Genomic DNA, 10266 nt, shown 5'->3' on the forward strand with positions numbered 1-10266 from the left:
TTAATGAAATTAATTAAAAAACATAAAATTAAATTAATAATAGCCGTTATTTTATTAACGGCTTATTATTTTTCATTGCCTAAAGAATTGTTTAAAAATCCTACTTCAACAGTAATTGAAAGTGTTGAAGGAAAATTATTAGGTGCTAAAATTGCCAAAGACGGTCAGTGGCGTTTTCCGCAAAATGATAGCGTTCCAGAAAAATTTAAACAATGCATTTTACAGTTTGAAGACGCCTATTTTTATAAGCATCCAGGTTTTAATCCGGTTTCAATTTCAAAAGCTATTGTTCAAAACATTCAATATAAAAGAGTAAGAAGAGGGGGAAGTACTTTAACGCAACAAGTGATTCGTTTATCACGGAAAAACCAAAAGCGTACTTATTTTGAAAAGGTGATTGAATTAATTTTAGCAACTAGGTTAGAGGTTGGGTATTCAAAAGAAAAAATTTTAGCGTTTTATGCATCAAATGCACCTTTTGGAAGCAATGTTGTTGGTTTAGATGCTGCGGCTTGGCGTTATTTTGGAAATGTTCCCAATAATTTATCGTGGGCAGAGAGTGCTACGTTAGCCGTGTTGCCAAATGCACCAAGTTTAATTTATCCGGGTAAAAATCAGGAGAAATTAAAAATAAAACGCAATTTATTATTAAAAAAATTACGAGATAAAAATATTATTGATGCTTTAACATATCAATTATCCATTGAAGAAGAGTTGCCTCAAAAAGTAGTTGCAATTCCACAAATTGCGCCACATTTATTGCAGAATGTTTCGTTAAATTACCTCGGAAAACGTGTTAAAACCTCTGTAAAATACAATTTTCAAGAACGTGTAAATCAGATTGTTAAAAACCATTATTTAGAGTTAAGTCAGAATCAAATTAACAATATTGCGGTGTTGGTTTTAGATGTTAAAACACGGAAAGTTTTGGCGTATGTTGGAAATTCTCCAACTACAAAAACACATCAAAAAGATGTAGATATTATTACCAAAGCAAGAAGTACAGGGAGTATTTTAAAACCCTTTTTGTTTTCGGCAATGTTAGATGCTGGCGATATTTTACCTAACACATTAGTTGCAGATATACCAACACAAATTGGAAGTTATAAACCTCAAAATTTTAATAAAGAATTTGATGGCGCTGTTCCTGCCTGCGTGGCTTTAGGAAGATCGTTAAATGTTCCTGCGGTTAGAATGTTGCAAAGTTTTGGATTGGAAAGATTTCATGAGTACTTAAAAAAAATGCACTTAAAAGATATAAAATATGGTGCAAATCATTATGGATTGTCGTTAATTTTAGGTGGAGCAGAAAGTAATTTATGGGATTTATGCAAAAGTTATAGCGCCATGGCATCCACCATAAATCATTTTGAAGAAACCAATGGTAAGTATTATAAAAATGAATTTTTAGAGCCTTCTTTTTTAGCCAACTTCAAACCTGATTTTGGTGATATTTCAACAGAAAAAACGCTGTTTAATGCTGGTGCAATTTATTTAACTTTTGAAGCTTTAAATGAGGTAAATAGGCCAGAAGGAGAAGATAAATGGGACTTCTTTGATTCAGCCAACAAAATTGCCTGGAAAACAGGAACAAGCTTTGGTTTTAGAGATGCATGGTCAGTTGGAACCACAAAAGATTATGTGGTTGGTGTTTGGGTTGGAAATGCAGACGGAGAAGGAAGACCTGGATTGGTAGGAATTTCAGTTGCAGCACCCATTTTATTTGATGTGTTTAATTTATTACCACAAAGTAATTGGTTTTTAAAGCCTTTTGATGAATTGGTAGAAGTTGAGGTTTGTAATAAAAGTGGGTATAGAGCAAGTGAATTTTGTGATGATATAAAGCTAGCTTTTGTACAACAATCTGGTTTAAAAACAAGACCTTGCCCATATCATAAATTAGTGCATTTATATAAAAACGAGCAATACCAAGTTAATACATCGTGCGAACCGCTTGAAAACATTGTGCATAAAAGTTGGTTCTCATTGCCACCATTGGAAGAATATTATTATAAAAACAAGAATCCTTTTTATAAAAAATTACCAAATTTTAGAAGTGATTGCATCGGTGAAATTACTTCTAAAATGGAGTTTCTAATTCCAAAAGACAATACAACATTTTATTTAACAAAAGATTTTAAAGAAATTGAAAATGGCTTGGTGTTAAAAGTTGTTCACACTAATCCTAAATCTTTGATATATTGGTATTTAAATGATGAGTTTATTGGAGAAACAGAAAGCATTCACGAAATAAATATTTCACCCAAACAAGGAACATACATTATAACTGCCGTAGATAATGAAGGCAATGAAATTAAAAGTAGAATTAAAATAAACATTTAACTATTTGAACATATATTCAAAAGTTGTATCTTGCACCAATAACAACCTAACGTCAACCCACTAATTATGTTGCAAATTTTACTTGTTGATGACGAAAAAGATGCTTTAGAAGCTCTTGAATGGAAATTAAATAATTACATAGAAAATATTGAGGTTACAACTTGTAATTCTCCTATAAAGGCAATTGACATTATTAATGAAGAAAAGCCAGATGTTGTGTTTTTAGATATTCAAATGCCTGAAATGGATGGTTTTACAATGATTGAGCAATTAGAAAATAGAGATTTTAATCTTATTTTCACCACAGCTCATGATGAATTTGCTTTAAAAGCAATTAAAGTTTCAGCTATTGATTATTTATTAAAACCAGTTGATAAAGACGAATTATTGGCATCAATGGAGAAGATAAAAAAATCGCAAAAAGGTGATTTATTGGAAAATAAATTACAGCTATTGTTGAGTAATTTAAATGAAAATAATGATAAAATAAATATTTCAGCTGATGGAAAAGTATATTTATTAGATAAGGATGATGTTGTTATGTTAAAATCTGATAAAAGCTATACCACTATTTATTTAAAATCTGAACAAGAAATTTTAGTCTCTAAAACATTAAAAGAAGTTGAGAAAAAATTTGCATTCTCTCAGTTTTTTAGAGTGCATAACTCCTATTTAATTAATTTAAATCATGTGAAAGAGTATTTAAAAGGATTAGGAGGAGAGTTGATAATGACCAATGGTTTAACTGCTAGCATAAGTAGAAACAGAAAAGCTGAATTATTTAAAAAATTATACCTAGATTAAAGAATGCTTTTAGATTTTCATTCTGAAATTTTTTCGTGGATAAGAGGAGGTTTATTCGTTTTATTCGTGTACCATTTGTTGATTTATTTTCAGAATAAAAGTAAACTTTATTTATACTACAGTCTATATTTATTTGCATTATCTATTTATTTAATAAAACATGTTGTTTCAGATGCGTATGCGGGAATATTTTTATATACAAATTTTTCAGTACAGTTTTTAGCATATGCAGCTTATATAGCTTTCGCTAGAGAGTTATTAGATAGTAGAACCCATTTAATAAAATGGGATAGATATTTTGAATTTGCTACAAGAATTTTGGTGGTATTAGCTGTAACATTTGTTTTGATTCAGGTGTTTTTTGATTACAACTTTCAAACAAAAGCATTTGCAATTGTAGCCCCAATATTGTCTTTTTTTACACTAATTTCTTATTATGTTATTTTAACTAAAATTAAAGATGCTTCTGCCTTATATTTTGTTATAGGCTCATTTATATATGTTTTTTTAGCAAACATTAGTTTTTTAGAAATTTTTATTGGAGCGCATGCATTTTTAAATTTAGGTGTTCAACCAATGTTTTTTGTGTATTTAGGAGCAATTTTACAATGCATTATATTTTCGGTTATTATTGGTTTTATTATAAAAAGAATTGAGCAGAAAAGTAAAAATGCTGAAGTTAGGTTAGCGGTAAAACTTAAAGAGATGGAAGAGTTAAAAATGACCGCTTTACAAAGTCAAATGAACCCTCATTTTTTGTTTAACTCTTTAAATTCAATAAATAACTTTGTAATAAAAAATGAAGTTGAAAAAGCTTCTGATTATATCACAAAATTCTCAAAACTCATCAGAGTTATTTTAAACAGTTCATCTAGTCCAACATCAAAACTTTCAGAAGAACTTGATATTTTAGCGTTGTACGTAAAAATGGAACAAATGCGTGTTAGTGGCGGTTTTGATTATGTTGTTAATATTGATGATAATGTAAATTTAGATAATATAAAAGTTCCGCCATTATTTTTACAACCATTTATAGAAAATTCTATTTGGCATGGAATAATGAAAACCGATGGTCATAAATTTATTAAGCTTACTATTAAATTAGAAGAAGACAATGTATTGTGTGTAGTTACAGATAATGGAATAGGAATTAATAAAGCCAAAGAACTATCTCACATGTCTCAAAAGCGTAAATTCTTCGGAATAGAAGCAACTGAAAATAGAATACGCATGTTATATCAGAATAAAAATGTAAAAATTGAAACAAAAGATATTTCTGATGCATCAAAAACAGGTACTGAAGTTTCAATTCTTTTTCCGTATATAGCTGTTTAAAATACCATTTGTTTATAAAAATTAACCATTTGCATATTTTTTAGTACATTTTATATATTTCTGTAAAAAGAATTGATATTCGTGACTATATTTGTTTTGTATTATTGTCAAGAGGGGTTTTGGCACTATACATACTAAAACATTAAATAAGTCTTTGGGGTTGATTTATTTATTCCTTGAACATTGTAAGTACGTATTACAATGTTCAAGGTTTTTTTTTGCATTTTGTTTAGGTTTGATGAAATTCTATAAATATATTTGAATCTTTTAATGAAAAAATTTACTCAAATATTACTGTTGTTAATTTTTGCTCAAACTTGGGCACAAACAGATTTTTCTAATTCTTGGGAAGACTTTTATTCCTACAATAATGTCAAAGATTTCATTAAAGTAGATGATGAAATATTTGCAATTTCAGACAATGCATTTTTTACTTACAACTTGTTGAGTGGAGAAACCAACAAAAAATCTTCAATAAATGGGTTATCAGGCGAATCAACATCAAGTATTTGCTATAGTAAAAAATTTAACAAAATTATAATTGGCTACGAAACTGGGTTAATTGAAATAATTGATAAAAATGGAAATATAATTGTTGCAAAAGATATTGAAAATTTTAATTATTCAGGCAGCAAAAAAATAAATGACATTTTTGAATTTGAGAATAAAATTTATATAGCAACATCATTTGCAATAGTTGTTTATGATATTGAAAAATTACAATTTGGTGATACCTATTTTATTGGTAATCAATCTTCTGAAATTTATATTAACCAAATCACTGTATTTGAAAATAAAATTTATGCAGTCACAGAAAATGGAGTTTATAGTGCCAATATATCCAATCCAAACTTAATAGATTATAACAATTGGACTCATTATTTTTCTGGAAACTTTAATACAATTGAGGTTTTTAACAACCAACTGTATGCTGGAAATAATAGAACATTGTATAAAATTCAAAACAATGCTTTGGTAAGCATAAAAGTATATTCTCAACCAATACTAGATTTAAAAGCCTCGCTCAATTTTCTAACAGTAGCAACATCAAAGGTTGTTTATGTTATTGACAATGATAATATTGAGCAAATTAAATATACCTCAGTAGCTTCAAATCCATACTTTTTTAATGTTAATACGGCTTTTTATGAAGACGAATCACTTTTAATTGGAACGGTAGAGTTTGGTATACTTAAAAGCAATAAAAGTGATTTAGAAAATTTTCAAGAAATTCATCCAGAAGGACCATACTCTAATTATCCCTTTTCAATTTCCGTTAAAAATAATAATCTATGGGTTGTTTTTGGAAGTTATGATCAAGCATATACACCTTTGGGTAAAAGATTTGGTGTTAGTCATTTCAATTCAAATAATTGGGTAAACATTCCATATAAAAATTTAAATCTAAATGATTTAGTGAATGTTACTTTTGATCCTTTAACGGATAATAAGGTTTATATAAGCTCATGGGGAGGAGGAATGCTTGTTGTTGAAAACGATGAAGTAGTAACTCATTGGAATCATTTAAATAGTGGTTTAGAGAAGTTAGTATATTCAAACCCAAATTATGTTAGTATTAGAATAAATGGTTCTGCATTTGATTCACAAGGAAATTTATGGATTGCAAATGCTTGGGTTGATAAGCGTATAAAAAAATATGCAACAGATGGTGTTTGGTCTAGCTTTGATATGAGTTCTGTAATTACTAATAGCGCATATGGTTTAAATGAATTAATTGTAGATAATTTAAATACGGTTTGGGTTGGATCACGAAGAAATGGCGTTTTAGTTTTTAACGAAAATGGAAATAGAAAAAAAGCATTAACAACAGAGCAGTTTAAAGGTTCATTGCCAGATTTAAATGTGCGAACCTTACAAATGGATAAAAGTAACAGATTATGGATAGGTACTTTAGGTGGTTTGGTTGTGCTTTATAATGCCAATAATGTATTTGATAACAATACTATGAACGCCGAACCAGTAATTTTTTTAGAAAATGGAGTGCCAAAAAAGTTATTAGGTGAGGAGGTTTTAAATTCCATTGCAATTGATGGAGCCGATAATAAATGGTTTGGTAGTGTTACAGGAGGAGCTTTACAAACAAATCCAAATGGTACAATTACTTTAAAGAGTTTTAATACAGATAATTCACCATTGCCATCAAATAATATTTTAAAAATTGCCATAGATAATAATTCAGGGAAGGTTTATTTTGCTACAGACAAAGGGATTGTAGCTTATAAAAGCAATGTAGCTGCATATGGAGATAATTTGCCTGAAGTATATGCGTTTCCAAATCCTTCTACAAAAAATAACAATGTAATTACTATAGATGGTAGAAATGGTGCACATTTACCTAATAAAACTAATGTAAAAATTTTAGATACAGCAGGGAATTTAGTGTATGAAACAAATGTTAAAGAAGGGCAAGAATTGTATGGCGGAAAAGTGATTTGGAATAAAATAAATTTAGCAGGAAAAAAAGTAGCCTCCGGAATATATATTGTTTTATTAACAGCTAATGAAGGATTGGAAACTGCAATAACTAAAATTGCAATTATCAATTAGAAATGATTGAAACCACTAAAGCAATAGTAATTAACGCTATAAAATATGGTGACACCAGTTTAATAGCAACTTGTTATACTGAAAAATGTGGTATAAAATCGTATATGTTGAAAGGTGTTTTAAGTGCTAAAAAAGGGAAAATAAAACCCGCTTACTTTCAATCTTTAAATCAGTTAAATTTAACGGCAAATCATAACAATAAAGGTGCGTTAAATACCATTAGAGATATTGAAATAATTCATTTTTATAACTATTTGCATACGGATATTAAAAAGCAATCAATTGCCTTATTTTTATCTGAAATATTGTATTATTCTATACGTGAAGAAGAACAAAACAGCGCATTATTTTCCTATTTAGAAACTTCCTTTTTATGGCTTGATACGCATGAAAATATTTCAAATTTCCATTTGCTATTTTTATTAAATTTAACCAAGTTTTTAGGATTTTATCCTGAAACAAATCAATTTAATAGTGCCTATTTTGATTTGGTAGAAGGAAATTTCACAAGCTCAAGAAGCTCAAGTACTATTAGTGGTGATAATTTAGAGCAGTTTAAAAAGCTTTTTGGTATTAATTTTGATGCGTTACATAAAATTGATTTTAATGCTGTAAACAGACAATCAATTTTAACAATATTAATTCAATATTACGAATTGCATTTAAGTGGATTTAAAAAACCGAAATCTTTAAATGTTTTAAAATCTGTATTTAACTAACTATGAGAGTATTATTTTTACTTTTACTTTTTTCAATTTCTACCTTTGCGCAACAAGTTAAAGTTGTTGATAGAAATTCAAATTTACCAATTCAAGGCGTAACTATTTATGATGATTCTAACAATACTGTGGTTTCAACCAATAAATTTGGAATTGCTGATTTATCAGAATTTAATGACTCAGATGTTATTTCATTCAATCATTTATCATATTATGAATTTGAAATTTTAAAGCGAGAATTGGCTGTAATAGAATTTGTGGTTTATTTAAATAAAAAAGCAGAACAACTTGATGAAATTATTTTGTCGGCATCAAAAGGCGAAGAAAAAAGAAGTAGAGTTGCAGAACAATTTACAGTAGCATCGTTACAAGAAATTAAAAAAATTGCTCCACAAACTTCAGCCGATTTATTAGCAAATTTACCTGGTATTAGAGTTCAAAAAACACAATCTGGTGGTGGAAGTCCTGTTTTAAGAGGAATGGAAGCTAACAGAGTTTTATTGGTGGTTGATGGCGTTAGAATGAACAATGCAATTTATAGAACGGGTCATCTGCAAAATTCTATAACAGTTTCTCCAAATATTATTGAAAGAACGGAAGTGATTTTTGGACCTTCGTCTGTTATTTATGGATCTGATGCCTTAGGAGGTGTTATTCATTATTTTACAAAAACACCGAAAGTTAGTGATAAAGATGAAGTAAATGGCGCGGTATATTCCAGATTTAGTTCCGTTAATAATGAAATTACCAATGAAGCCAATATAGAAATACGAAGAAAAAAATGGGCATCATTTACAAGTGTTTCTTACAGTAAATTTGGCGAAACTAAAATGGGTAAAAATAGAACACATGGTTTTGAAGATTGGGGAAAAGTTTTTGAATATTCTAATAACACAAATACTTTTTACAATGCCAACTCAGTGTTAAACTCAAAAGAATATTTGCAAAAAAACACCGATTACAACCAAACAGATATTTTACAAAAAGTGGTAATTCCTTTAAATTTAAAAAACGATTTGGTATTTAACCTGCAATATTCAACATCATCAAATATTAATAATTTTGAAGATTTAACGGAATATTCTAACGGAAAATTAAAAAATGCAGAATCGTATTACGGACCACAAAAAAGATTTCTTTTTTCAACGCAATTAAAGTTAAATCCAAATAAAAAATGGTTAGAAAGTGGTGCTATTACACTTGCATATCAAGATGTAGAAGAATCTAGAATTCAAAGAAAATTTACCAGTTTAGATAGAACTTATAGAATTGAAAATGTAGATGTGTTTAGTTTAAATGGTGATTTTTTTGTTCCATTAACATCAACTAAAAATAGAATTTTATCATACGGTTTTGAGGGTACTTATAATGATGTTGGCTCAAATGCTTATGGTAAAACAATTGAAGTTTACGGAAATAAAATTGTTGGGTTTTCAAATGATTTTGTGGTACAATCTAGATATCCAGATGGTGGTGGAACAAGTACAAGTTTAGCTACGTATGTAAATTATAGACAAGATATTAATAAAAAATCTACCTTAAATACAGGAATTAGATATGTAAATACTAATTTAACTGCAAAATGGATTGATGATACTTTTATAACCTTACCAGATCCGGATATTTCATTAAATACATCAGCAATAACAGCTACCATTGGTTATGCGTTTAAACCTTCAAAAGATTGGCAATTAAACGGAGTTGTTTCATCAGGTTTTAGGGCTCCAAATTTAGATGATATTGGAAAAGTTAGAGAAAAATCGGGGAATGTAACCGTACCAAATACTAGTTTAGAACCAGAATATGTATATAATTTTGAAACCAGTATTTTAAAGTATTTTAAAGAAAAAACATTTCAAACAGGATTAAATGTTTATTACACTTTATTGTCTAATTATATTACACGCGATTATTATAAAATAAATAACAGTGAAACTATTGTTTATGATGGTGAAGTTGGAAATGTGGTAGCAAATGTAAATAAAGATAATGCTTATATTTTAGGCGGTACTTTTAGTTTAAAAGGAACAATTAATGAACTATGGTTTACAAGAGGTTCTGTAACTTATACAAAAGGAATGGCTTATGATACCAAAGAACCTTTATCTTCAATACCTCCAATATTTGGTTTGTTTGAAATTGGTTTTGAAAAAGAGCGTTTTCAGGCAAACATAAATATCAAATTCAATCAAAAAAAGAAATTGGAAGATTACAATAGTATTGAAGGAATTGATAGTTTAGAGCAAGTGCCATTTATTACTGAAACAAATTCATATTATGGAACTCCAAGTTGGAATACCATAAATTTTAACTCTAATTATCAAATTAACAATACCATAACTTGCTATCTTAATTTAGATAACATTTTTGACGTGCATTATAAAGAATTCGCGTCTTCCATAAGCGCACCCGGTAGAAATTTATCAGTTTCTTTGCTGTTTAGTATTTAATGACATATATCATAATATCGTCAAAAATCAACCGTTTATACGTGTAA

The 10266-nt window shown here is 28.6% G+C and carries 6 protein-coding genes; all 6 read left to right on the forward strand.

What is annotated here, in order from left to right:
* Positions 1-3: 3 nt before the first annotated feature.
* The gene (pbpC, locus tag BM335_RS04670) at positions 4-2343 is read left to right on the forward strand and encodes a penicillin-binding protein 1C (RefSeq protein WP_090223641.1); all 2340 of its coding nucleotides are present in this window, start codon (positions 4-6) and stop codon (positions 2341-2343) included.
* A 66-nt stretch (positions 2344-2409) separates the two neighbouring features.
* The gene (locus tag BM335_RS04675; RefSeq protein ID WP_090223644.1) at positions 2410-3147 is read left to right on the forward strand and encodes a LytR/AlgR family response regulator transcription factor; all 738 of its coding nucleotides are present in this window, start codon (positions 2410-2412) and stop codon (positions 3145-3147) included.
* A gap of 3 nt (positions 3148-3150) precedes the next feature.
* Positions 3151-4482: a sensor histidine kinase gene (locus BM335_RS04680; RefSeq protein ID WP_090223646.1), complete on the forward strand. Its 1332-nt coding sequence runs from the start codon at positions 3151-3153 to the stop codon at positions 4480-4482.
* 270 nt (positions 4483-4752) lie between these two features.
* Positions 4753-7050: a type IX secretion system anionic LPS delivery protein PorZ gene (porZ, locus tag BM335_RS04685; protein WP_090223649.1), complete on the forward strand. Its 2298-nt coding sequence runs from the start codon at positions 4753-4755 to the stop codon at positions 7048-7050.
* 2 nt (positions 7051-7052) lie between these two features.
* Positions 7053-7769, forward strand: a complete 717-nt coding sequence (recO, locus tag BM335_RS04690) for a DNA repair protein RecO (protein WP_090223651.1) — start codon at positions 7053-7055, stop codon at positions 7767-7769.
* 2 nt (positions 7770-7771) lie between these two features.
* On the forward strand, positions 7772-10219 hold the full coding sequence (locus BM335_RS04695; RefSeq protein ID WP_090223654.1) for a TonB-dependent receptor plug domain-containing protein: 2448 nt from the start codon (positions 7772-7774) through the stop codon (positions 10217-10219).
* Positions 10220-10266 lie beyond the last annotated feature (47 nt).

Source organism: Lutibacter maritimus, assembly GCF_900116115.1.
GTDB lineage: Bacteria > Bacteroidota > Bacteroidia > Flavobacteriales > Flavobacteriaceae > Lutibacter > Lutibacter maritimus.